Annotated in this window: 21 protein-coding genes, 1 tRNA gene and 3 pseudogenes; 15 read left to right on the forward strand and 10 right to left on the reverse strand. The window is 39.2% G+C overall.

Features of this window, described 5'->3' with window-relative positions; all coding sequences use genetic code 11:
- Positions 1-17: 17 nt before the first annotated feature.
- Together radA and MOB01S_RS00670 are read left to right on the forward strand one after the other, a co-directional pair.
- Positions 18-1,427 (forward strand): DNA repair protein RadA, encoded by a 1,410-nt coding sequence (gene radA, locus MOB01S_RS00665; protein WP_066800072.1) that lies wholly within the window; start codon positions 18-20, stop codon positions 1,425-1,427.
- Positions 1,428-1,441: 14 nt separating this feature from the next.
- Positions 1,442-2,278 carry an Rpn family recombination-promoting nuclease/putative transposase gene (locus tag MOB01S_RS00670; protein ID WP_066800075.1) on the forward strand — a complete coding sequence of 279 codons (837 nt, stop codon included), beginning with the start codon at positions 1,442-1,444 and terminating at the stop codon, positions 2,276-2,278.
- An 8-nt stretch (positions 2,279-2,286) separates the two neighbouring features.
- Here the strand turns inward: MOB01S_RS00670 and MOB01S_RS12275 are convergent, their stop codons facing one another.
- The gene (locus MOB01S_RS12275; protein ID WP_157073851.1) at positions 2,287-2,712 is read right to left on the reverse strand and encodes a hypothetical protein; all 426 of its coding nucleotides are present in this window, start codon (positions 2,710-2,712) and stop codon (positions 2,287-2,289) included.
- Positions 2,713-3,712: 1,000 nt separating this feature from the next.
- Between MOB01S_RS12275 and MOB01S_RS00680 the strand changes: the two genes are divergently transcribed.
- The 10 genes and pseudogenes from MOB01S_RS00680 to MOB01S_RS00725 all read left to right on the forward strand — a co-directional run.
- Positions 3,713-3,798, forward strand: a tRNA-Leu gene (locus tag MOB01S_RS00680).
- Positions 3,799-3,867: 69 nt separating this feature from the next.
- Entirely contained in the window at positions 3,868-5,094 is a 1,227-nt protein-coding gene (locus MOB01S_RS00685; RefSeq protein WP_066800081.1) for an FAD-dependent monooxygenase, read from the forward strand.
- 76 nt (positions 5,095-5,170) lie between these two features.
- Positions 5,171-5,995, forward strand: a complete 825-nt coding sequence (locus MOB01S_RS00690; protein WP_066800085.1) for an RNA methyltransferase — start codon at positions 5,171-5,173, stop codon at positions 5,993-5,995.
- A gap of 43 nt (positions 5,996-6,038) precedes the next feature.
- On the forward strand, positions 6,039-6,827 hold the full coding sequence (cysE, locus tag MOB01S_RS00695; protein WP_066800087.1) for a serine O-acetyltransferase: 789 nt from the start codon (positions 6,039-6,041) through the stop codon (positions 6,825-6,827).
- 60 nt (positions 6,828-6,887) lie between these two features.
- Positions 6,888-7,517, forward strand: a complete 630-nt coding sequence (locus tag MOB01S_RS00700; protein WP_066800090.1) for a fumarylacetoacetate hydrolase family protein — start codon at positions 6,888-6,890, stop codon at positions 7,515-7,517.
- Positions 7,518-7,532: 15 nt separating this feature from the next.
- Positions 7,533-8,009, forward strand: coding sequence for a hypothetical protein (locus MOB01S_RS00705; RefSeq protein ID WP_066800092.1), 477 nt, complete (start codon positions 7,533-7,535; stop codon positions 8,007-8,009).
- A 112-nt stretch (positions 8,010-8,121) separates the two neighbouring features.
- Positions 8,122-8,463 carry a hypothetical protein gene (locus tag MOB01S_RS00710; RefSeq protein ID WP_066800094.1) on the forward strand — a complete coding sequence of 114 codons (342 nt, stop codon included), beginning with the start codon at positions 8,122-8,124 and terminating at the stop codon, positions 8,461-8,463.
- A 17-nt stretch (positions 8,464-8,480) separates the two neighbouring features.
- On the forward strand, positions 8,481-9,752 hold the full coding sequence (purD, locus tag MOB01S_RS00715; protein ID WP_066800097.1) for a phosphoribosylamine--glycine ligase: 1,272 nt from the start codon (positions 8,481-8,483) through the stop codon (positions 9,750-9,752).
- Positions 9,753-10,271: 519 nt separating this feature from the next.
- Positions 10,272-11,624 carry an ABC1 kinase family protein gene (locus MOB01S_RS00720; RefSeq protein ID WP_066800099.1) on the forward strand — a complete coding sequence of 451 codons (1,353 nt, stop codon included), beginning with the start codon at positions 10,272-10,274 and terminating at the stop codon, positions 11,622-11,624.
- Between the two features lie 33 nt (positions 11,625-11,657).
- Positions 11,658-12,017, forward strand: a pseudogene (locus tag MOB01S_RS00725) (DUF1287 domain-containing protein); the annotation flags it as partial.
- A gap of 73 nt (positions 12,018-12,090) precedes the next feature.
- Here MOB01S_RS00725 and MOB01S_RS00730 read toward each other — a convergent pair.
- The 9 genes and pseudogenes from MOB01S_RS00730 to MOB01S_RS00760 all read right to left on the reverse strand — a co-directional run bounded on the left by MOB01S_RS00730 (position 12,091) and on the right by MOB01S_RS00760 (position 17,175).
- Positions 12,091-12,372 (reverse strand): SEL1-like repeat protein, encoded by a 282-nt coding sequence (locus MOB01S_RS00730; RefSeq protein WP_169798101.1) that lies wholly within the window; start codon positions 12,370-12,372, stop codon positions 12,091-12,093.
- Between the two features lie 94 nt (positions 12,373-12,466).
- Positions 12,467-12,655 carry a hypothetical protein gene (locus MOB01S_RS12745; RefSeq protein WP_245639968.1) on the reverse strand — a complete coding sequence of 63 codons (189 nt, stop codon included), beginning with the start codon at positions 12,653-12,655 and terminating at the stop codon, positions 12,467-12,469.
- A gap of 60 nt (positions 12,656-12,715) precedes the next feature.
- Positions 12,716-12,820 (reverse strand): annotated as a pseudogene (locus MOB01S_RS12925) (hypothetical protein); the annotation flags it as partial.
- A gap of 199 nt (positions 12,821-13,019) precedes the next feature.
- The gene (locus MOB01S_RS00740) at positions 13,020-13,394 is read right to left on the reverse strand and encodes a hypothetical protein (protein WP_066800112.1); all 375 of its coding nucleotides are present in this window, start codon (positions 13,392-13,394) and stop codon (positions 13,020-13,022) included.
- Between the two features lie 30 nt (positions 13,395-13,424).
- On the reverse strand, positions 13,425-13,694 hold the full coding sequence (locus MOB01S_RS00745; protein ID WP_066800115.1) for a hypothetical protein: 270 nt from the start codon (positions 13,692-13,694) through the stop codon (positions 13,425-13,427).
- Positions 13,695-13,697: 3 nt separating this feature from the next.
- Positions 13,698-14,498 carry a hypothetical protein gene (locus MOB01S_RS00750; RefSeq protein WP_157073852.1) on the reverse strand — a complete coding sequence of 267 codons (801 nt, stop codon included), beginning with the start codon at positions 14,496-14,498 and terminating at the stop codon, positions 13,698-13,700.
- 380 nt (positions 14,499-14,878) lie between these two features.
- Positions 14,879-14,989, reverse strand: coding sequence for a hypothetical protein (locus tag MOB01S_RS12525; RefSeq protein ID WP_169798102.1), 111 nt, complete (start codon positions 14,987-14,989; stop codon positions 14,879-14,881).
- 526 nt (positions 14,990-15,515) lie between these two features.
- Positions 15,516-16,484, reverse strand: a complete 969-nt coding sequence (locus MOB01S_RS00755; RefSeq protein WP_066800121.1) for a hypothetical protein — start codon at positions 16,482-16,484, stop codon at positions 15,516-15,518.
- A gap of 3 nt (positions 16,485-16,487) precedes the next feature.
- Positions 16,488-17,175: pseudogene (locus MOB01S_RS00760) on the reverse strand (IS1595 family transposase).
- An 89-nt stretch (positions 17,176-17,264) separates the two neighbouring features.
- Between MOB01S_RS00760 and MOB01S_RS00765 the strand changes: the two are divergent.
- From MOB01S_RS00765 to nrdA, 3 genes are all read left to right on the forward strand, one after another.
- Positions 17,265-17,996, forward strand: coding sequence for a hypothetical protein (locus MOB01S_RS00765; RefSeq protein ID WP_157073853.1), 732 nt, complete (start codon positions 17,265-17,267; stop codon positions 17,994-17,996).
- A gap of 57 nt (positions 17,997-18,053) precedes the next feature.
- Positions 18,054-21,611 carry a bifunctional proline dehydrogenase/L-glutamate gamma-semialdehyde dehydrogenase PutA gene (gene putA, locus MOB01S_RS00770; RefSeq protein ID WP_066800127.1) on the forward strand — a complete coding sequence of 1,186 codons (3,558 nt, stop codon included), beginning with the start codon at positions 18,054-18,056 and terminating at the stop codon, positions 21,609-21,611.
- Between the two features lie 408 nt (positions 21,612-22,019).
- Positions 22,020-24,293: a class 1a ribonucleoside-diphosphate reductase subunit alpha gene (gene nrdA / locus MOB01S_RS00775; RefSeq protein ID WP_066800130.1), complete on the forward strand. Its 2,274-nt coding sequence runs from the start codon at positions 22,020-22,022 to the stop codon at positions 24,291-24,293.
- Positions 24,294-24,364: the final 71 nt, after the last annotated feature.

Below are 24,364 nucleotides of genomic sequence, written 5' to 3' on the forward strand. Positions count from 1 at the left end.
TATTAAAATTTTTAAAAATGTCCAAAAAATCCTCCTATGTCTGCCAATCTTGCGGTGCCAATTATGGCAAATGGGCAGGGCAATGTGCCGATTGTGGCGAATGGAACACTTTGGTAGAAAGTGTGAGTGTCGCCTTGCCCCACCACAACAAAAGCAAAAGCACCAAGCCCACCTCTCGCACAGGCAACTATGCTGGGGCAACCAGTGGCGTAATGACCCTAAACAATGTCGGTTTTTCGTTAGAAACCCGTATGCCCACAGGCATTGGCGAGTTTGACCGTGTGCTTGGCGGGGGGCTTGTGGCAGGTTCGGTGGTCTTGATTGGTGGCGACCCTGGTATTGGCAAATCCACCATTTTGCTCCAAACCGCTATTTTTATGGCAGGCAGTCAATCACTCTCAGGTTCTGCCCTTTATATCACAGGCGAAGAGAGCTTGTCGCAAGTGGCAATGCGTGCGGTGCGTTTGGGACTGCCAACCGACCGTTTGCGTGTTTTGGCGGAAACCAATGTAGAGACCATCTGTCAGGCACTCACCGCTGAACAACCTGCGGTGGCGGTTATTGATTCTATTCAAACTTTGTTTACCGAAATGATACAATCCGCCCCTGGGGGTGTGGCTCAAATTCGTGAAACGGCGGCGATTTTGACCCGTTATGCCAAACAAACAGGCACGGCGCTATTTTTGGTGGGACATGTAACCAAAGAAGGGGCTTTGGCAGGCCCTAGGGTGCTTGAACATATGGTGGATACGGTACTGTATTTTGAGGGCGAGAGCGATAGTCGTTTTAGAATGATTCGGGCGGTCAAAAACCGTTTTGGGGCGGTCAATGAGCTTGGGATTTTTGGAATGACCGACACAGGTTTAAAGGAAGTTGCCAATCCGTCCGCCATTTTTCTAAGCCGATACGAAAAGCCGATTGCAGGCTCGGTGGTGATGGTCAGCCGTGAGGGAACTCGTCCGCTGTTGGTCGAGGTGCAAGCGTTGGTGGACGACTCGCAAGGTCAGCCAAGACGAATGGCGCTTGGGCTTGATTATCAACGCCTTGCGATGCTCCTTGCGGTAATGCACCGCCACGGCGGTATTCATACCAGTGGGCAAGATGTCTATGTCAATGTCGTGGGCGGGGTGAAGGTGATGGAGACAGGCTCTGATTTGGCGGTGCTTTTAGCTTGTGCGTCTAGTATCAAAGAAAAACCGCTCCCATCAAGGCTTTGCGTGTTTGGCGAAGTGGGCTTGTCTGGCGAAATACGCCCTGTACCAAACGGTCAAGAACGCCTAAAAGAGGCGATGAAACACGGCTTTACCCACGCCATCATTCCTGTTGCCAATGCCCCCAAAGCAGGCGATAAAAATTTTGCAAAGATAAGCATTATTGCGGTGGATAGACTGGATACGGCAATTTATAAAGCATTTGAGATTGTATAAATGAGGAGAAAATAATGGCAAATGTATTTATCAATCCTTTTACCGATTTTGGTTTTAAGCATTTATTTGGAACAGAACCAAATAAAGAATTGCTAAGACATTTTTTAAATGAATTACTCTATCAAGAGCAAGGTAAAATTATTGATATTCAATATTTAAATAATGAAAATCTTGGCAATACTCTGCCAGATAGAAAGGCAATTTTTGATTTGTATTGTACCAATGAGCGAGGCGAAAAATTTATTGTAGAATTACAAAAAACCAAACAAAAGTTTTTTAAAGACCGTAGTATTTATTATGCTACTTTTCCCATTCGTGAGCAAGCCCAAAAGGGCGATGCTTGGGATTTTGAATTGACCCATATTTATACCATTGCCATTTTGGATTTTGTCTTTGATGATGATAAACAAAATAATCAATATCGTTATGATGTCAAATTAACAGAATTACACACAGGTGAGGTATTTTATGATAAATTGACTTTTGTGTATTTATCAATGCCAAAATTTAAAAAGACATTGAGTGAATTAAATAATAATTTTGAGAAATGGTTGTATGCTTTTAAGCATTTATCAGAATTTGATAGTGTTCCAAATGAATTAACAGAAAGCATTTTTTTGCAATTTTTTGAACGAGCCAAAATCGCCAATTTTAGTCCTGATGAATACAAAAGCTATGAAAACAGCTTAAAATATTACCGTGATTTAAAAAACTCTTTGGATACAGCTAGGGAGGAGGGTATTGCTTTGGGTATTATAGAAACCGCCAAAAACTTAAAGTCTTTGGGTGTAGAGATTAAAACCATTCAACAAGCCACAGGATTAAGCGATGATGATATTAAAAAATTGTAACTAATGTTTTAATCTGTGCAATATCTTACCCATTCTTGCGTTTCAAAATTAAACCGATGACGGCAATAAGGGTTTTTAAATTCTTGCCAATAAAAATAAGGCCATTGATTGTCTGTATTTTGGTTATTAAAATGGTATTTAATATAATCACGGTCAATCATAATAGTTTCACTATTAGGGTATTGACCTGTTTTGTTTTTGTATTCTATGACTTGATTTAAAATTGTTTTGGTATTATGTTTGGTTAAATGATTTTGGTAATAAGCATTTGCTTCAAAAAAAATTAAAGAAATGATGCTAAGTATCAGATTGATAATTTGTGATTTTTTAAAAGAATTTTCTAATAATAATCGCATTACCCAAACAGCCATCGCCCCGATGAGAAAAAATGAGATGACCATACCAATTAAACCATCTACATAAAATTCTATCATAATTGGGATAAAAATCAAAGGTGTTAGGGATTTTTTATTATTATTGGCGTATTTTGTGAGCGATAAAAAGAAAATACCAAAGAAGAGAAAACCAATAATCACCAATAAATTTTGTAATAAATTCTCTTGTGGAAATACAATCAAACCAAAATCAAATTTTAAAAAATTATCATCAAGATAACCCAAAATAGATAAGGTACAAAACCAGACAAGAAATTGAAAAAATACTAACAATTTGTAATTGTTTTTGCTGTTCTTTAAAGTGAATAAAAACCCAATCATTGGTAAAAATAAAAACAAAAATAGATAAATCAGACCTGTAATACCGTTGGCTAAAATTTTGCTAAAAAATAATAAAACCGCCAAAAAACTATGAACAATCGTAAATTGCCATAATGATAAATTCTTTATGGTAAGGGATATTGGATTGGTATTTTTATGGTTTATCATAGGAATTTAAAGTTGTTTTGGTTTTGTGGTTATTGTCATTTGGATATGGCTAAAAAAGTATTGATTTGGGCATTATACGAACGGTTATGCGTATAAAATCATTTAATTTTTTATATTATAACTTTTGGTGAATAATAATGCAACTTTTATCAAATCAAACCATTCTAACGATTACCATTGCCCTTTGTTTGTAGTTTGGTTTGAATGCTAGCATTCTATTGATAAATAAGTCCCAAAACCTATTTAAATCCATGAATAGCTACGACTTATTTAAACATATTTATTTTAAAATGCCATCAGCAAAAGCAATTTGCCAACCCGTCCGCCATTTTTCTAAGTCGATACGAAAAGCCGATTGCAGGCTCGGTGGTGATGGTCAGCCGTGAGGGAACTCGTCCGCTTTGCAACGAGTATTTAAAATTTATGATTAAAATCAAATAGTTATAAAATTTTTAATGAATTTTAAAAAATTTTAGTAAAAACTGCTTGACCTACGGCAAAAATAGCGTATAATACGCACCCATAGCAAGCAGTTCTGTTAACCACTTATGCCAGTGTGGTGAAATTGGTAGACACGACGGATTCAAAATCCGTTGCCTAATAAGCGTGTCGGTTCGAGTCCGACCACTGGTACCATTATGAAAACCCTTGATTTTTCAAGGGTTTTTGTTTTTTTGCCCTACTAAATTTATCTTGGGAACTTTTATGTCAGATGTCAAAAATCATATCGTCATCATCGGTGGTGGTCATGTGGGACTTTCTTTTGCATTATTGCTTGCTCATCGGGGCATTAAAAGCACACTTCTTGAAAAAGTTGCCTACCCCACCATTTCTCCAAGCGAAGATACTCAACGACAGTATTATCTAGACTGTCGCAACACCGCCCTATCTAGACGTACGGTACAGATTTATACCCAAATTGGATTGTGGGATAAACTATCTAGTCACGCCTGCCGTATTGATAAAGTGCTGATTAGTGAGCTTGGTGGATTTGGGCAAGCTACATTAGATAAACACGCTGAAAAAGTAGAGAGCTTTGGTGTGGTGATGGAAAATGCATGGTTTGGGCGTGTGCTTCTGCAAGCCGTTAAAGCCAATTCTTTAATTACGTTGATTGATAAAACGAATGTTACCGATATTCATCAAAACGAAGCAGGCGTAACGGTGTCAGCTTTGACGGATAGCAACTCCACTCCATTGACATTATCAGCTTCCCTTGTGGTGGCGTGTGATGGTCAGCATTCGCCCAGTCGCCAACTGCTTGGGGTGGGTGTAGATACACATGATTATCGCCAAGTAGGTATTGTTGGTGTGGTGGAAACAGATAAAGCTCACAACCATGTAGCGATTGAACGTTTTAGTACGGCGGGACCTTTGGCGGTATTACCATTGACCGATAATGGCGATATACATCGCCGTTCGGTGGTATTTATTTGTCCAAAAGGAGAGGAGCAACGTTATTTAGATGATGATGAATATTTTTTAGCCACGCTCCAAAATGTATTTGGTAATCAAGCAGGTACATTTATTAAAGCAGGCAAACGAGGAGCGTATCCGCTGACTAAGGTCTTGGCTCATAGACAAGTTGTAGGAAGGTGTGTATTAATGGGTAATGCTGTTCACACGCTACACCCTGTGGCAGGTCAAGGCTTTAATCTATGTCTTAGAGATGCTCATGCTTTGGCAAATCTTTTGGGAGAAAATCTCGCTCATGGGATTGATTTTGGTAATACATCAAGATTGCAACAATACGCCAAATCTCGCCAAAAAGACCAACATCGAGTCATCAAATTTTGTGATACGGTTGTTGGTAGTTTTACCAGTACTAGCTCTATTATGAAACTGGCTCGCAATGTCGGTTTGGTTGCGTTTGATAAGGTGCCATTTATCAAACCCATGGTGGCAACTTATGCAATGGGTTTAAAATCGTAAATTTTTGGGTTTTCCCCCTCCCCTGTTTTTGTTTCTGTTGTTTTTAAAATTTTAGAGTTTAGAGTTTATATAGATTATGTTAAATAAATTATGCCAAATCCACACCATACTAGTAAACACCACACTACCTGCCAACATTGGCTCAACCGCTCGGGCATTGCACACCATGGGCTTATCACATTTAACGGTGGTCAATCCACGCCTGCCCATTGATGACACCAGTTATGCCAACAGTGCAGGTGGTGCGTGTGTGCTAGATCATGCCAAAATTGTAGATACGCTAGATGACGCACTCTCCCCCCACTCACTAATACTTATGGCATCGGCACGTTGTCGCCATATGCCACGCCCCATACTCACACCCAGTCAGTCTGCGGTGGTGATTGATGATTTTTTAAATAAAAACCCCACATCTAGTGTGGCTTTGGTTTTTGGGCGTGAAGACAGAGGGCTTACCAATGATGAGCTTGCCCTCGCCCACTATCATATCCAAATCCCTGCTAACCCAACCTATCCTGTACTTAATGTCGCAAGTAGTGTGCAAGTTATCGCAAGTTTTATCTACGCCCATTTTCATACCCCCGCCAATGATGAACATGGCTATAACAAACATAAACCCAAATATACTCTTGACATCACACACCGCACAGATTGGGACGAGCCGGCCATCTCTTTTGATGACAACACCAAATTACAAAAAGCAGTTTTGGACTTATTTGTACAATTAAATCTTGCCAATGACGATAATTTAGCCAACCTACCCAACCGCTTGACAAGATTGGCAAACCGAGTACAATTAGATAAAAAAGAATTTGCGTTATTGATGTCACTCATTCATCGGATTAAGCAACACATACCTTCATCAAATCCCATTGAAAAGGCAAAATCCACCCCCAATTAACCAAGCACTCAAAAATCCCAACCAAACATCAAAAGGAAACATCATGAACCCCCTAAAAACCTTACTTACCCTAAAAAACGACATCATGGACGACATTGATAACATTTTACAAAAAGACCCTGCTGCCAAAAATCGTCTTGAAATTGTGCTTGCCTATCCAGGTTTGCACGCTCGTACCTTACATCGCCTATCTCACACACTTTGGCAAAAAGATTATAAAGTAACTGCCCGTACGCTATCACACATCACACGTGTGGCAACAGGCATTGAAATTCACCCTGCCACCAAAATTGGCAAACGATTATTCATAGATCATGGCATGGGTGTGGTGATTGGTGAAACAGCTGAAATTGGTGATGATGTTACTTTGTATCACGGTGTTACCTTGGGAGGCGTATCTTGGGAAAAAGGAGCAAAACGCCACCCCACGCTTGGCAACAATGTCGTGGTGGGTGCTGGAGCAAAGATTTTGGGCGGATTTACTGTGGGTGATAATGCCAAAATCGGCTCAAATGCCGTCGTTGTCAAGCCCGTACCAAACAACGCCACAATGGTAGGGGCTGCCGCTCGTATGATTGATAAAGAAAAAGAAAACCACCAAAAAAGCAATACCAACCTTAATAATCAAGCTTTGTTTAATGCTTATGGTTTAAAACCAGACAGTAATGACCCTGTTGCCAGTAGCATTAGCACGCTGTTGATACATATCCAAAAACAAGACAAACAAATAGAAAATCTTGCCAATACTCTGTGCCATCTTGACCCCAATTTTTGCAAAGAAGAAATACACCCCATTTGCAAAGATGATTTGGAAGTTTTAGAAAATGAATAATTGAAAAAAATTTAGAATTGTTATTTTTAAATTGACATTATTTAATTGGGATAATATCTAATGAAAACTATTCTTTTAAACACCACTCCAATGCCTGTTAATAATATTTATTGTATTGGCAGAAGTTATGCTGAACATATTAGTGAATTAAATAATGTGCCTAGTGATAATCCTGTGGTATTTTTAAAACCAACCACCAGTTTAACCACTGCCAATCAATTAACCTTACCTAAGTTTTCCAATGACATTCATCACGAAGTAGAATTGGTTTTATATATTGGCACAGATATTGATGATCATAAAATACCCACTTTGGACGATATTGCAGGCTATGCGGTAGGGCTTGATTTGACAGCACGAGACATTCAAAGTCAGTTAAAAGCAAAAGGACACCCTTGGACACTTGCCAAAGGCTTTAAAAATGCGGCGTGGGTATCGCCCTTTGTGGCAGGCGTGCCAAGCGTTCATCATTTGTCTTTAGCGGTTAATGGGCAACTCCGTCAAAATGACAGCACCGATAAACTGTTGTATAATTTTACTTATCAATTGCACTATTTGCACGCCCATTTTGGACTAAGAGCAGGGGATTTGATTTTTACAGGCACACCAAAAGGGGTTGGGCAATTAAAGACAGGCGATACATTAGTGGCAGGACTTGATGATAAACGCTTTGAATTAAGTGTGATTTGATATTAGATATTTAAGATGAAACTACCAAAGAAAAAAGGTTGGTTAAAGTTTTTTGCTTTGATTGTTGCACTTACTGCAATCAGCATTATTATGAGTTTGGATTTGATTTTTGCATTGCCTTTAATGGTGCTTACTCTTATTTTGTATTATTTTGATAAAAGCACACCACAGCGCCAAAGTAAAATAAAAATCATCTCTTATTTAATACTCTTATTTTTTGTTATTTTTGGTAAATCTTTGGTTGGTTCTATTTTTAAAGATAATACCGAGCAAGTTTGTGGGATATTGATTAAAAATGACTTTGAGTTTTTTAATAGATTTATTTTAAATAAGCCCAATATCCTTATTCAAAAATATAATCAAATCCTAGAATTTCGTTTCATTACGAACATTCCCTTAAATTCTAAGGTGTGTGTTAATTATGTTGAATCAGATGATAGCATTTGGTTTTATAATGATTATGTATTGGATATTCAAGAAATTAAAAATTAGCAAAAATAATTATTTTCAATATTATTACAAATGATTTGTGTGATTATAATTAGGGTATATTATAAATTTATTAAAAATTTTCTTAATGTTTTTTTTAAGATAAGGATACAATATGATTTCCATTAAAGAATTTATTAAAAATGAAGTTATTCCGTTATTGATACTTGATGTGATTGTTTTATTTTTTGCGTTACTTGAACCAATATCTTTTGGATTAAGTATTCGTTCTGAACTCCCATTTTTTGAAAAAATTTCTGATATATTTTTATTTGTATCCATTATTTCCATTCCTTATTTTTTAATTTGGTCTGTTATTTACTTTTTGATTTATCTTTTGTATAATAAGACCAACAAAAGAGAAAGACTATCTCCATTCGTTGCTTTTATTGTATTTATGCTTAAAGTTTTTATGGGATTTTTTATTTTTGCATTTTTACAAGTCGGCAGAACTTAATTTTAATAGGAAACTCTATGAACCTTTTAGTATTAGGCACTGGCGGACGAGAACACGCCCTAGCATACAAACTTGCCCAAGATGACAAAGTTAAAACCGTCTTTGTCGCCACAGGCAACGCAGGCACAAAAAGCGAGCCAAAACTACAAAATGTGGCTTTGGACATCAAAGACCATAAGGCTGTTGCCACCTTTTGCCAAAATAACGGCATTGAATTTGTGTTGGTGGGTGCAGAAGCTCCCCTAGTGGCTGGCATTGTGGACGATTTACAAAAAGAGAACATCAAGGTTTGGGGGTGTAGCCAGTACTGCTCACAGCTTGAAGGTTCAAAAGCCTTTGCCAAAGATTTTATGGTCAAACACGCCATTCCCACCGCCTTTTATGAAGTGTTTAGCGAAGTTGCCCCTGCCAAAGACTTTGTCAAACAGCAGGGTACGCCCATTGTCATTAAGGCGGACGGCTTAGCAGCAGGTAAAGGCGTGATTGTGGCGATGAATGAAGCGGAAGCCTTTGGTGCTATTGATGATATGCTCTCTGGTAATAAATTTGGGCAGGCAGGCTCTCGTGTCGTCATTGAGGAGTTTTTGGCAGGGGAGGAGGCGTCCTTTATTTGTATGATTGATGGCAAAAACATTTTGCCGATGGCAACCAGTCAAGACCACAAACGCATTTTTGAAGGCGATAAAGGCGATAACACAGGTGGAATGGGGGCGTACAGTCCTGCCCCTGTGGTAACGGACGAGGTTCATCAAAAGGTGATGAACCAGATTATCCGCCCTGTGGTGCAGGCGATGGCGGACAATGGCACGCCTTATACAGGCTTTTTGTATGCTGGTTTGATGATTGATAAGGATAGCAACCCTAAGGTCATTGAGTTTAATTGCCGATTTGGCGACCCTGAAACCCAGCCGATTATGATGCGTTTAAAATCATCTTTGGTGGATTTGATTATGCTTGGGCTTGATGGCAATTTGCCAAGCGTGGCAGAGTGGGACGACCGCCCTGCTTTGGGCATTGTGCTGGCTGGCAGGGACTACCCACAAGGCTCTAATAAAGGCGATGTCATTACAGGTCTTGGTGAGACTGATGATGTCAAGATTTTTCACGCAGGCACGGCGGTCAATGACAAGGGCGAAATCATTACGAGTGGCGGTCGTATTGTCTGTGTTACCGCACTTGGGGAGAGTATCAAAGACGCTCAAACAAAGGCGCTGGCAGTGTGTGAGCAGGTGCAATTTGACGGCAAGCAATACCGCAGGGATATTGGCTGGCGGGCGATTGGGCGTTAATCACCTTGCTCTATATCAGATAAAAACCGACCATGATTGTCGGTTTTTATTTTATTAATATCTAAGCATGGTTTTGGCTTGTGTCATGGCAAAATCCAATAATTACCACAAGTAATCAGGCGTATAATGCACCATGAAAAGCTAACAAATCCAATGATGCCTACAATTCATCTAAATATTTATGGTTCTTTAAACATGATAGGCATTCATTTGGTCTTTTTATATCATCTTTTTTGCCCATTCGTTTAAACGCATACTTTGACAAATTTATCATTAGCAATTGATCAAGCAACGTTCAACCATGTTATATTTACACACTTATCAAATTTAAGATATGCCATAAGCACCGCTTTACCCCACCCTATCTTGTTTGGGTTTTGAAAAAAAAAAATTAGGATTATGTTAAATAAATTGAGCCAAAACTGCATTTAGTAACACTTGTTTGATTTACTGATTTGTTTCTGCCAATTTGTGGCAAATTTTTGCTATAATATCCCAAATTTTATTCATACAAGTACAATGACTGACAAACCCCTAAACACCCTAAAAACTTCCCCACTAGACCGTCAGTTGTCCCTTGCCAAAACATCACTCACCATTGGCAAAAACTGGGCAAAAACTGGGTTATCAGGACTATTTTTATCCAAAGAACAACGAGAAACCCAAAAAGATGCTTTTATGCAAGAGCAAGCCAATTATCTGGTGGCAGAGCTTGGCAAACTCAAAGGTTCAGTCGTCAAAGTCGGTCAAATGCTTGCCTTATATGGTGAGCATATGCTCCCCCCTGCAGTCGTATCTGCCTTACATACCTTAGATGCTGATACCGCACCGATTGCATGGAGTGTGATTTATGAGGCATTAAAACATGAACTTGGCGAGCGAATTGATGATTTTGAGATTGAGCAGACACCGATTGGCACAGCAAGCCTCGCCCAAGTACATAAGGCATACCACAAATTTTCAGGGCGTACAGTTGCTTTAAAAATTCAGTATCCCAATGTCGCAGGAGCGATTGATGCTGATTTGGCGGTTTTTAAAAAATTACTCAAAGTAACAGGCATTTTACCACAAACTCGTGCCTTAGATGATTGGTTTGATGAAATTCGTGAACTTTTGTACCGTGAAGTGGATTATCGCATGGAGGCTGACACCACCAAACGCTTTGCCACCTATTTGGCAAATGATGACCGCTATGTTGTGCCGACCATTTATGATAATTATTCTACTGACCGCCTGATTTGCATGAGTTTTGAGTCAGGGTTATCACTCAATGATGAACAAATTTTAAACCTGCCCCAAGACCGCAAAAATGCACTTGGACAATCCGCCATTGACATCGTCATGCGTGAACTGTTTGAATGGGGGGAAATGCAAACTGACCCAAATTTTGGCAATTATTTGGTACGACTGGGTACACAAGGGGAAACCGACAAACTGGTATTATTGGACTTTGGGGCAATCAAACAGTTTGATAAAAAACTGCTTACCATTGCCAACAATCTACTTGTGGCGGGGTTTTACCAAGATAAAACAATGATGAAAAATGCCATGACAGGCTATGATTTTTTTGATAACCTAAATGGCAAACCCAAAGACGACATGGCAACGGTATTTTTAATGGCATGTGAACCTTTTGCCAAGCCTCATCTGATTGATGAAAAATTGCTAGATGATGGCAGATACATTTGGGCAAATTCAGATTTGTACAACCGTGTGATGGTGAGTGCCAAAGATGGCATGACTTCCAAAGAATTTACCTTGCCACCCAAAGAGATGATGTTTATCAGTCGCAAATTCATTGGAGCATACGCCCTACTCTCCGCCATTGATGCACGCACTGACAGTTTGGGACTGATCGGTCAATATGTTTAGGGCTAAAACACCGCCTTATATTATGGAAAAACGATGAGAATTTTATTAATATTACTTGGTCTAGTCAGCACCTACGCTTTTGCCATCTCTGGTAGCGAACTTGTCAAAGATGCACGTACCCAAATTGGCAAAACTACAAGCTACGACCCTGCCTACACCTCGCTTACCTATCCTATGGGTGACGTCCCCATTCATAAAGGCGTATGTACAGATGTGGTGGTGCGAGCATTACGTCATCAAGGCATGGATTTACAAGAACTCATTCACAAAGACATGAAAAGCAACTTTTCGGCTTATCCCAAAAAATGGGGGCTAAAATCACCCGACAAAAACATCGATCACCGCCGTGTCCCAAATATCGCCACCTATTTTAAACGCAAAGGCTACACCGTCAAAGGCGTATAGTACAAGCAGGTATGCAAAGCAATCAATAACCTTATCCTTAATGCCAATCTCTTCGGCTTCCTCAATTTCTTCTACCATCTCTCGACCACTCCGTTATCTGCAAAAACCGACAATACACCATCAGCTCTTCTGCTCTGTCATCACCCAATGTTTTGGCTTTTTCTAGCCAAGCCATACTTTTGGTAAGGTCTTTGGGTAAGTATTCACCTTTAAAATAGCACCAACCTAGCATATAGGCAACATCGGCATTACCCTCATTGGCTAGGGTTTCTAATTTTGTTAGGTTGTCTGGATTGCTATGTATATGTTCTAATAGTGATTGATGATGTGATATTTTATTCATTTTTTTGTTGTACTTTTGTTTAAGGTTTGCCATTCTAACACAATATACAAACGTTTTTTTGTTATCTTACTGATGATTTAAAAAAATAAAATAGTTAAGCAATACATTTATAATCATCTTCATCATTGATAGGCAACGCAATAGAAAAATTTAGTGGATTATCCCTATTTTTGATAGCGGTGTAGAGTATATTTCCTTGATTGTCTTTGGCTTCCCAGATGCCTGTATTGTGTGTTTGTTTGATAAAGGGTTTTGGTAGGGCTTTATCATTAAACATAATCATACCCTTATCATCAGAATCAAAAATGGTGTCGTGGTCTTTGATGTGGTAGGTGTCGTAGCCTGTGCGACCTTCTAGGTAGTCGTTGCCTTCGCCACCGATTAGAGTGTCGTTGCCTTGCCTACCAAATAGGAAGTTGTTATTGTCGCCTACATCTTTGGCATTTATAGGTTAAGTTCGTTGTTTTGGTTGTGTTTGGTGTAATCAATGCTATCACCAGTCAAAATAAAGGGATTCAAATGTTTAATGGCATACCTTGTAGCTATTGATAATTTAGAATCTTGATTGGCAACTGACAGTAGTTATTAATTGATTTAGTACTTGGATTTTGGTACCACAATAAGATTTAAATAACGCTTGCGTATTACTATCCTTCCAAAACAATCAACCAATTACCCAATGCTTTTTGCATACCTTTTTCACTGTTTTCCACATCATCCAAAACTAGCTTAATAAATAATTCACCAGAAAAGACTTTGTTTAGAACGGAAGCTAAATTTCCACCATAAGTGTTGTAATCAGGATGTATGCTACTTACCAATTGATTTAAAATTTTATCATTATCTTGACCTTCCCATACTTTTTTTAGATGCGGGTTTCTTGTTATATAATCAGACAAAATATCACCTGCTTCATCCATACCTTTTTGTAAGGTTTGGCGATAGTTTAACAGCTTTTGTTGCACTTCTGGAGATAAACTATTTAGGTTTGCATTAGTAAATTTATCCCATTCTCTTGCCATATCGCTCAATGTTCTACGATAAATGGCTGCTTAAATTGCTTTTTCATAATCTTGAGGTATTTTATCTAGTAAAGTGGGTGATAATGTGCCATTTTCTAACTGGCTACGAATAATACTCTCACCCACAATCTGATACATTAATTTGTGGATGTTGCTTAATGAAAAATCACGCACATAAGTATCAGAAGTCAAATCCACATCTGAAAAATTATCACTACCAACCGAGCGTTGGGAAAATTTTTCACGGATAACATCCACGGTAGCTTTGACAAACTTACCGAAATCTTGTTCATTGCTCATTGTTTAGCTCCTAAAATGATTCATAAAATCACAAAATAAAGAAAAAGTAGAAACAAAAAAATTGCACAGTAATTTTAAACCAATAAAGGCGTGTCCCCAAGCAAAAACACTTAAAACAATGCTTCCTATCCAAAAGTATGAATATTCCTCAGACGCGTCTATAAGTGACATAGAGGATTCGCCCATATCTATAGCGTATATAGATAGAAATGCACAACCGCCGAAGAGTGTTACAAACATTGCCAGCCCCACCCAAATCTTACCACCAACACTTCCTTTTTTCTGTTTATGCTCCAACTCTGATGCCCCATAAGCAAACAAAAAATGCCATAAGACGATGGACAAACAGGCACCAATTGGCAAAAGAAAACACAATCTAAAAAAATGCAAGACAAATGTCGCATTAGCGATGGGTTTATGGAGTAGTTCTGATGCAGAGTATTCGGCATAGGCACTACCAAATATAAACAATTTTGGCTCATCAAGATGTGAGAAAGGTTCAATATGCGAATTATTGCTAATCCACACCCCCACTTTTTGCAACCAGTCAGGTTGCCAAATTAAAGTTTTTTCCACCCCCACGCCTTTGACCCAAGCATAAACAAAAAACACCTCAAACAGCCAAATGCAAAACAAAATTGCTAAAGCGTTGTTGTAGATATGGTTAAGAGGTAATTTACCATATTCTTCATAATATTCTACAAAAGTTGATTTTATACTCTCGTCACGGATATTGGCAATAAAATTTTTTGCGGCAAGGAAGGATTTTGGGAAAAGCAATTCTGTGGTAAAGCGATGAATCATTGGGCAACAAAAAATCAACACAACCAACAACACATACCAAAGAAAATTTACCAACAGATTTTGATGATTTGAAAAGCCAACCAGCTCAAAGCCCAATGTTTGCGAACCCAACCACAATATCACACACATCATCAGCATATAGTGAGTGGCGTAATCTGAATAAAGTATGTTTTTTAAAGGCAATGTCAATGTTAATGGTACATCCAAATCAATGCGATACATCTTATTACACCCTTGAAGTTTTTCTAATTTTTTTGGTAGAGAGTTTCATTTATAACTGAACAATTTGTAAATATTGTTCTCTTTATAATACCATAAAAATGATGTTGATTCCAAAATTTAAACCTAAAAATACTTTTTTCTGTCTGCTTTTTCTACCATCAAAACTTTTTTTCCAACCCACCGCCATAGATGATGTCGCTGTCTGCCCCACCTTGTAAAAAATCATTGTTTGTACTGCCGTGAATAAAGTTATTGCCACAACCACCCATCTTGTAAATCGTAATAACCAGTCTTATAATCCTTATTGGGTAAAGTGATTTTTGCTTTGCCCTGTTGAATAACAAACACAATGTCTTTGCCACTTTTAATTTGTTCTTCTTCCCATTTTTGACAAAATGCTTGGGTTTTGTTAAATGGGTCGTTATCAATTTTATACTTGTTATATGGAATTAATATGCATAAAAATATAATAAATCATAAAATTAATAACCGAATTAATTTAAAAGAAATTTTTTTAAAAAAATGACTTCATAGATTGGATTGGGATAGTTTAATCAAATTCTTAACTTTCTTGGTTTCATAGTGTGTGATGCAATGATGCTACAAATTTCATCGCATTGGGGACATAGGTGTTGAAAATTCATTAAAATCGCCATTTTTCAATTTATCAAAATTGATTGTACCGTAGCCAATCGTATTATTTTTAGACTGGTGGCAGAATGTATTCTACAATAAATGTTGAAAAATCGTTTTGATTGTCTTGGTTTGACATAATAAACTCCGAAGATTGATGGATTAATTTCTAAAAATGATTTGTTTCCAAAATACAATCCAGCCGCTAAAGAATCGGATTGCCATAGCATTAAAAAAGAAAAAACCTACCATTAAATAAAAGTTAGACAACCATTGAACAATACTTTGGACATTGAAAGAAAATTTCCCAATGATAATTACAAGACCAAACCAAGTCATAAAAAAGAAAAATCCCATCACAATAGACCATGCACAAGCACGGATAAAGGATGAAAATCCATCAATATGCTCAGGATTGATGTTGCCAACACCCAACCAAAGTAAAGGTCGCCATAATAAGATAGAAAATGTAGTCAAAACAGGGATATAAAAAAATACACGGATAAAGTGATAAAATAATATAGTCTCTCCATCTGTAGAGTGTATTAGTTCATAATCATCTGTAAAATCTTTATAGACCCAACCATGTTTGAGGCTAAATATAGCACCATCTACATTCAATGGTCGAATAATCACATGATTTCTCACCCATTCCACAATCCCCATCACCCAATCAGGTTGCCACACCAATACCATGTCTTTGACCCATGCCGAAATAAAAAACACTTCAAATAAAAAGTATGACCCTAAAAACACCAATGCCCATCTTTGAACAGGTCGCATCGCAAGCCCTCCTGTTTGGGTGAGATAGTCTATGACTTCTTGTCTGTCTTCATCGTCTAGTTCGTTAAGATGAGCATTGAGTTCTTGTTCTCGTTTGGCGGTGTGGGTTTTGCCAAAAAACAACTTAAACCAAACAGAACACAATGCCATCATGGTGCAGATAAATAGATAAAAGATAAAATTAAAGAACAGATTTTGTTGTAAGCTAAATCCTTCTAGCTCAAAACCAAGAAAAGCAAACCCCCAAAAGAACCAAAAGCAAATAATCAAGGCATAATAAAACAAATTATCTTCATAAAGCCGATTAGAAACAAGCCAGTCTTGGATGGTGTCGGAGTGGTGGGGCATAAATTACTCACAGTGTTGTTTTAAAGTTAAGGGCTGTACCAGATTAGCCCAAACTCCACACCATTTTCTCAGCATTTTAAGTTGATTTGATGGTGTACCATAGTTAAATCTAAACTCAGTCTTTAATGAATAAATGAAAATGTTTCTTGTTAATGCCGTTGTAGTGTCGGTGGTACTTGTGTTTGGCTTGCGACCAGAAGTTTTCAATACCGCCCACGTGGTTGTGGTCTTTGGCAAATTCTTTTGAATGATTAATTCTAAAATGTTTAAAATCACTCACATCAAGGGCATTGTAGCTTTTATAACTGTCAGTATAGACAATGCTATCAGGTTTGATTTTGCTTGCAATGATTGGCATTAGGGTGTCAGTTTTGGTGTCTTTAACCACAACAACAAAGACTTTACCATGACGCTTTAAAAGACCAAAAACGGCTGTTTTACCACCTGCACCACGCCCTTGTTTGCCTTTGCAAATACCGCCTTCGTTGCTCTCATCAAGCTTAAATCTCACCATCAAAAAGATCTTTGGCTTCTTTCTATCACAAGTTAAGATTTTGTAGTAGAATAAAGCAGATGAATTGTGCTGAATACCAAGTAAATCACTTGCTGTTCTAGCTGTTACTTCTACGACAAAAAATTCAAGTAGTTTTAACTGTACTTTTTTGCTTAGTTTACAATGGGTTATCTTCATAAAACTAGTATAACATGAGAGTTATTCTAGTACAGCCCCAAATTTTAAATTACATTGATTTTTTATGTAAATAAGTGTATAGTTGACCGATGAAATTTCGTTATTATTGCCTAATCCTACTCACTTCCTTTGCAATCATTTACGCTTGTAATGTTTTTTATATTTATTATTTTATAGAAAACCCATCTGATTATATGGATAATCTACAATATGCAAAATCTCGTTCAGTTAATCTCTTGATTAGTGTGTGTTTTGCAATACTATTCACTTTAGTATTTTGGGCACCTGGAAAAACTTTAATGGACTGGACAGAATATGATGATGTCCGTACCTATGGCAGAAAAATGCTAAGATTTTTGGCTTGTACTGGCTTGGTTATTCTTACCTTAACATTGCCAAGGCTTGAGCTTAGAAATTATGCTTATTTAAAGCAAGTGAACGAAGAAGTTATAGATAATATGATTAAGAATCTAGAAGTAAGAGAGGTTATTTTTACGCCAGAAAGTCCAGCTACTCAATCCAAAAGGCATGGCATACATTTTTCATTTGTAACCGATGTTAATACCAATAACAAATATATGATTAGTTGTATCAATCTAGCCAAAAAATCACATGGTGGATATTGTGGTGATGTTTTTAATACAAAGTACAAAAATGCCACACATATTATCAAAGCATTCCCTTTTTATTATAAAGAAAAGAGTTATCCGACTAATATTTTATTTGAAATACAAGGAGATACAACACGAAGTTTGTCTTATTATACAACTTTATATAAATCAGAACTCTTGAAAAATAAAAAAATGCCCTTATTATTTTGATACAAATTTTTATTTATAACAACCAATATTTACCAGATATTTGAACAGGGGCAACCAATGTTTCATTTTACCGAACCTAAAAAACTGCTTAGAGATGCCATTAGCACCGCCTATCGTTTGGACGAAATCACTGCTGTACAAAATTTAGCCAAAACCATTCATTTCACCCAAGCTCAACAAAAAGACATTGATTCACTGGCTCGCACACTCATCACCCAAGTGCGTGCCGAGCGTAGCAAATCATCAGGCGTAGACGCACTCATGCACGAGTTTTCGTTATCTAGTGAAGAGGGTATTGCTCTGATGTGTCTTGCCGAAGCTTTGTTACGAATTCCTGACAATGCCACTCGTGACAAACTTATCCGTGATAAAATCTCTCACGGCGACTGGCAAAGCCACATAGGACATAGCCCCTCTTTGTTTGTCAATGCTTCTGCTTGGGGATTGGTTTTAACAGGCAAACTCACCAAAATACCCGACAAAGACATGGAATCTACCCTAACTCGTATACTCAAAAAAGGCGCAGAACCTTTCATTCGCATGGGCATGAATTATGCGATAAAATTACTTGGCAATCAATTCATCACAGGACAAACCATCAACGAAGCTCTAGCCCATGGCAAAGACCGTGAAAAAATGGGCTATCGTTTTAGCTTTGATATGCTTGGCGAATCTGCCATGACTGCTGATGATGCGGAGCGTTATTTTCAAGACTACATCAACGCCATTCACGCCATCGGTAAAGACGCACGTGGGCGTGGCGTGTATCATGGCAATGGCATTTCAGTCAAATTATCTGCCATTCACCCACGATACACTCGCTCACAACATCATCGGGTAATGAGTGAATTACTACCCAAATTAAAAACCTTATTTTTACTAGCCAAAGAATATGACATCGGTATTAGCATTGATGCCGAAGAATCTTACCGCCTAGAACTCTCGTTGGATTTGCTCAAAAAATTGGTGTCAGATTCTGATTTGGCAGGTTTTAAGGGTATTGGTTTTGTGGTGCAAGCCTACCAAAAACGTTGCCCTTTTGTCATTGATTACATCATTGATTTGGCACGCCGTTACAACCAAAAACTCATGATTCGTCTTGTTAAAGGGGCATATTGGGACAGCGAAATTAAACAAGCCCAAGCAGATGGCATGAGCGACTACCCTGTTTATACCCAAAAACTGCATACAGACATTGCTTATCTGGCGTGTGCCAAAAAACTACTGTCCGCCCAAGACGTGATTTTCCCCCAGTTTGCCACACACAACGCCCAAACGCTTGCTACCATTTATGAAATGGGCAAAGAACTAGAATACGAATTTCAATGCTTGCATGGTATGGGCGAGACACTTTATGATCAGGTGGTTGGCAAAAAATTAGGGCGTCGTGTGCGAATTTATGCCCCTGTTGGCACACACAAAACACTCCTTGCCTATTTGGTTCGCCGTCTTTTGGAAAATGGTGCAAATTCATCTTTTGTCAATCGCATTGTTGATGAAACGGTCAGCATTGACGAACTTGTCATGTCTCCCCTAGATGTCATTGACATAAACCACATCACCCCCAATCCACTCACACCCAACCCAAGAGAACTTTATACCACAAGAGCAAACTCACAAGGCGTAGACTTGACGGACGAACATACCCTTTTGGAACTTCAAACCAACATGAGTATGGCAAGTGATATTTATTTTGATATAGAATCACTCACTTATTATTATACGCCCCACACGCCTGCTTTACCTGTGTTAAACCCTGCCAATCACACCGATATAGTGGGAGAAGTTGCATTTATTGAGCCTAATGCCATTCCCAAAGTCGTAGATGTTGCCCTAAATGCCAAAGAACACTGGCAAACGGTCAGTGCCAGCGAACGTGCTGACATGATTCGCTCATTTGCTGATTTATTAGAAGAGCCACGCCACATGGCATTACTGATGATGTTGTGCGTGCGTGAAGCAGGCAAGACCCTACCCAACGCCATAGCCGAAGTGCGTGAAGCGATAGATTTTTGTCGTTATTATGCTGACGAGTGCGAACGGCTAAACCTCAACACACCCATAGGCACAGTAGTCGCAATTGCTCCTTGGAATTTTCCTTTGGCGATTTTTGCAGGAGAAGTTGTCTCTGCCCTATGTGCAGGCAACACCGTGATTGCCAAACCTGCCGAACAAACCTCCATCATTGCCCATCTGGCAGTATCTTGGCTACATGAAGTAGGCATTCCTACTGATGTATTGCAACTGGTGCTTGGAGCAGGCGATGTGGGTCGTGCCTTGATAGCAGATACACGCATTAATGGGGTGATTTTTACAGGTTCTACCGAAGTCGCCAAACATATTAACGCCCAACTTGCCAAACGAGATGATGACCCTGTGCTGATTGCTGAAACAGGAGGCATGAACGCCATGATTGTGGACTCAACCGCCCTACCCGAACAAGTATGTAGCGATGTACTTATGTCCGCCTTTGATTCGGCAGGGCAACGTTGCTCAGCATTACGAATTTTGTGCGTGCAAGAAGAGATTGCTGACCACCTAATTAACATGATTAAGGGAGCAATGGACGAATTGGTCATCTCACAACCTCACTTTTTGCACACCGATATTGGACCTGTCATTGACCACGAAGCCCAAACAAACCTACTGGCACACATCAACACCCTAAAACAAAACTACCCCTACCACGAAGCACCAATCACGCATGGAGAAAATGGCACATTTGTCGCCCCCATTTTGTTTGAACTCAAAGATTTGTCCGAACTTCACCAAGAAGTTTTTGGACCTGTACTGCATGTGGTACGTTTTAAAGCACACGAACTTGATGAGTTGATAGACAGTATCAACAAAAAAGGCTACGCACTCACTCATGGCATTCACAGCCGTATTGATGGCACCACAGACCACATCACAAGCCACATACAAGCAGGCAATATCTACATCAATCGCAATATTGTGGGGGCGGTTGTGGGTGTGCAACCATTTGGAGGGCATGGCTTGTCAGGCACAGGACCAAAAGCAGGTGGTTCATTTTACCTACAAAGGCTAAGCCATCTTAATACATGGAATACACCTACAAACACCACGCCTGCCAAACTTTATGACAACCTAACTGGCGTGATAGAAGTGGCAAATGCCAACAATATTAACCTTGACGATATTATCCAAACCGCCAAAGAAACATCACTCAATCAAGCAAGCATCACCCTAGACAGTATCACAGGTGAAATCAACACCTTATCATGGCACGCCCCAGAATCAGTAGCATTATATGGTGGTTTGCTTGATGTTGCCCTGCCCGTATTGGCAATATTAGCCATCAACGGCACAAAGGCACACATCACCCCACAACATGAATTGGCGATGTATGCAGACAAACTGAGCGACATCTTAGAAGTTATGGAACAAGAAGGTGTGGACAAAAACACCATCATTATCGCCCTATCCAAACCGCCCGCCACCGAAAAAGAGCGACTGGCAAGTCTTGACGGTGCTATCCGCCGAGTGGTTGATGCAACTCATGGCTTTGACATGACACGTTTATACCACGAAGTCAGCACAAGCCACAACGCCACCGCATCAGGGGGCAACGCCAGCCTTATGGCAAGTGTTTAACAGCAAAATACAAAAGACGAATTTTTGAATTCGTCTTTTTTTAACCAAAAAACAACCACATCAACCCTAAAAAAACCACCCCTTTTATGTCCTATTTTATCCCTTTTAAACCATTTAAAAATATCATCAACTTTTAAAAAATTCATTAAAAATATCATTAAAAAATAACCCAAACCCTCTTGACAACCGCTAGCCCTTACCAGTACTTATCTTGCCAACGAGACCCAAAGTATTTGCCAAGTCATTCATAGTTTTTCAAAAAAAACAAGCTGGTATTTTAAAAATTTTTAGGATATATTGTGCTACTTTAAAAATACATCACTATATTTAGTGGTTGATTTTTAGGCGAGTGGTTTTCCCTAAGTCATTCATTTTAGGGAATTTTTATACGATTAAGGGCGATTATTTATGACACACATAGACCAAATCAAAGTAAAAAAACGCAATGGCACGTTTGAACCAATTAATCTAGACAAAATCCACAAAGTCATCACATGGGCAGCCGAAGGATTGGACAATGTCTCTGTTTCACAGGTTGAACTCAAATCACACATTCAGTTTTATGATGGTATTGCCACCAAAGACATTCATGAGACCATCATCAAGGCTGCTGCCGACCTTATCAGTGCGGACGAACCTGATTATCAATACCTATCTGCACGTCTTGCTATTTTTCATTTACGTAAAATTGCCTATGGCGATTTTGAGCCACCACACTTATATGACCACGTCAAACAACTCACAGACGCTGGCAAATACGACCCACACATTTTGGCTGATTATGACCGTGCCGAATTTGATGAGCTAAACAACTATCTTGACCACAACCGAGACATGAACCTTGCCTATGCTGCCGTTGAGCAGATGATGGGCAAATATCTGGTACAAGACCGTGTAACCAAGCAGGTCTATGAAAGCCCCCAATTTTTATATATATTGGTAGGTATGTGTCTATTTGCTAATTATGACAAGGCAGAACGGCTCAACTACGTCAAACGTTTTTATGATACTACAAGCCAATTTTACATCTCGCTCCCCACCCCCATCATGTCAGGCGTGCGTACGCCCACTCGCCAGTTTAGCTCGTGTGTACTGATTGAGTGTGGCGATAACCTAGACAGTATCAATGCCACCACATCCGCTATTGTTCGTTACGTCTCTCAACGTGCTGGGATTGGCGTGAATGCAGGAGCAATTCGTGCCTTAGGTTCGCCCATTCGTGGTGGCGAAGCACAGCACACAGGGTGCATTCCTTTTTTTAAAATGTTCCAAGCAGCGGTAAAATCGTGCTCACAAGGTGGCGTGCGTGGTGGGGCAGCGACTTTGTTTTATCCACTTTGGCATTTGGAAGTGGAAAATCTACTCGTCCTTAAAAACAATCGTGGTGTGGAGGATAACCGTGTCCGTCACATGGATTATGGCGTACAAATCAACAAAATGCTCTACACTCGCCTTATTCAAAACAAAGACATCACACTATTTTCACCATCAGATGTGGCGGGACTTTATGAAGCGTTTTTTGCTGACCAAGATGAATTTGAACGTTTGTACATCATGTACGAAAATGACGAAAGCATTCGCAAACGCAAAGTATCCGCCCGTGAACTGTTTAGTCTCATGCTCCAAGAGCGTGCCAGCACAGGGCGTATCTATGTCCAAAACGTAGACCATTGCAACACCCATAGCCCCTTTGACCCAAAAGTCGCCCCCATTCGCCAATCCAACTTGTGCATGGAAATCGCCCTACCCACCAAACCGCTAGATAACATCAATGATGAAAACGGCGAAATCGCCCTTTGCACGCTGTCTGCCATTAACTTAGGTAAAATTGAAAAAGTAGAAGACATGAAAGAGCCTGCCGAGCTGATTGTGCGTGCTTTGGACGCTTTACTTGACTATCAGGACTACCCTGTCATCTCTGCCAAAAACGGTAGCATGAAACGCCGTACCTTAGGCGTAGGTGTCATCAACTACGCTTATTATCTTGCTAAAAATGGCACTCGTTACTCAGACGCTAAGGCACTTGGGCTAACTCATCGCACTTTTGAAGCATTCCAATATTATCTTTTAGAAGCGTCGGTCAAACTTGCCAAAGAAAAAGGAGCTTGCCCTGCTTTTGGTGAGACAACTTATGCTCAAGGCATTTTGCCGATTGATACTTATAAAGCTGACCTTGATGATGTGTGTAATGAGCCATTACATTTTGATTGGGAAAAATTGCGTAATGACATCAAAACGCATGGACTTCGCAACTCCACCCTATCAGCACTTATGCCATCTGAAACATCAAGCCAAATTGCCAATGCCACCAACGGTATTGAACCACCAAGAGGCTTGGTATCCATCAAACAATCTAAAGATGGTATCCTAAAACAAGTCGTGCCCGACATTGAGCGTCTACGCTTTGAATATGAACTGCTTTGGCAAATCCCTGATAATAGCCATTATCTAAAACTTGTTGGACTTATGCAAAAATTCATTGACCAGTCAATTTCTGCTAATACCAACTACGACCCTGCCAAATTTGAAGGTGGTAAAGTACCAATGAAATTACTCATTCAAGATTTGCTAACCGCCTACAAATACGGTGTCAAAACCTTGTACTATCACAACACCCGAGACGGTGCTGACGATTCCCAAGGAGAGCTTGATGACTGTGCAGGCGGGGCGTGCAAAATCTAAACACACAAAACAAATCCCCAATCGTCATGGTTGGGGATTTTTTGTATAAACATTGGTAAAAATAGGTTTAT

Source organism: Moraxella oblonga NBRC 102422, from assembly GCF_001598275.1.
GTDB lineage: Bacteria > Pseudomonadota > Gammaproteobacteria > Pseudomonadales > Moraxellaceae > Moraxella > Moraxella oblonga.